1 protein-coding gene is annotated in these 1,286 nt (G+C 73.6%); it reads right to left on the bottom strand.

Annotation, left to right across the window (positions count from 1 at the left end; genetic code table 11):
* Window positions 1-7: 7 nt before the first annotated feature.
* Entirely contained in the window at window positions 8-1,135 is a 1,128-nt protein-coding gene (locus QC765_RS16425) for an IS30 family transposase (protein ID WP_278315512.1), read from the bottom strand.
* Window positions 1,136-1,286 lie beyond the last annotated feature (151 nt).

Genomic DNA, 1,286 nt, shown 5'->3' with positions numbered 1-1,286 from the left:
GGCGGTTTCAGGGAGCCATCGCAACACCTGCGATCAGTCCTGCCAGCTTGTCACAGGGCTTGCTCCAGCCCAGGGTCTTGCGGGGACGGATGTTGAGCAAGCGCTGGGTCTCGGCCAGGCCGGCATCGGTGACCTCGTTGAAGTCCGTGCCCTTCGGATAGAAGTCGCGGACCAGCCCATTGGTGTTCTCGTTGCTGCCACGCTGCCACGGCGAGTGCGGGTCGCAGAAGAACACCCGGCAGCCGGTGGCGACGGTGAACCGCGCGTGCGCGGCCATCTCGGTGCCCTGGTCCCAGGTGATCGTGCGGGCCAGCCCGGCGGGCAGGCCCTCGATCATGCGCCCGAGGACGTCTACGACCGTGGCGCTGTCGCGGGCGCCCGGCAGCCTCCCGAGCAGCGCGTACCGGGTGGAGCGCTCCACGAGGGTGACGATCCCGGAGTTGCCCGGCCCCACGACCAGGTCTCCCTCCCAGTGGCCCGGCACGGCCCGGTCGGCGGCCTCGGCGGGCCGGTCCGACAGCCTCGCCCCCTCCAGCCAGGGCCTCGAGGCGCGCGCGGGCAGCCGCGAGCGCGGGATGCGCCCGGCCCGGCCCGTGCGCAGGGCCTTGGCCACGGCCAGCTCGTGGCGCAGCGCGCCCCGGCCCTGGACGTAGAGGGCCTGGTAGACCGTCTCGTGCGACACGTGCGCCTCCTTCCGGCCGGGGAACAGCGCCCGCAGCTCCGCGGCGACCTGCTCGGGGGAGAACCTCTGGTTCAGCAGCGCCACCACCGGCCCGCGCACGGCGGGGTCATCGAGCTTGCCCGGCCGCGGGCGGGGCCGGGCGGCCAGCGCCCGGTAGTGGGCCAGCCCGGCGTCGTAGCGGTGCTCGCCCCAGTGGATGACCCCGCGCGCCCTGATCTCCCGGGAGACCGTCGACGGCGACACCCCGAGCCGGCGGGCGATCGCGCGCAGCGGCAGTGGCTCCGGCAGCGACCGCGCGGCCTCGATGAACGAGCGGTCCGCCAGCGTGAGACGCCGGTAGGCCCTGCCTGGCGACGGTGGTGGCCCGGCGTCCACGGGGATGGGCCTCACCCCGCCGGCGGCTCCCCGCCGCACCTGCATGCCCGCTTGCTCCGCCCACCGGTTCACCGTCATCCTCGACACCCCTAGAGTGTCGCCGATCTCTATCGCGGACCTGCCACGGACCAGCCTGCTATACGCCGCCGCCCGGACCTCCCACGGAATCTTCCTCGCCATCAGCATGCCCCTTCAGCCAGGGGTGTTGCGATGGCTCCCTGAATCCGCC

This window comes from Hoyosella levis (assembly GCF_026008515.1).
Classification (GTDB): Bacteria; Actinomycetota; Actinomycetes; order Mycobacteriales; family Mycobacteriaceae; genus Lolliginicoccus; species Lolliginicoccus levis.
This window is presented reverse-complemented; position numbering and strand designations above follow the sequence as displayed.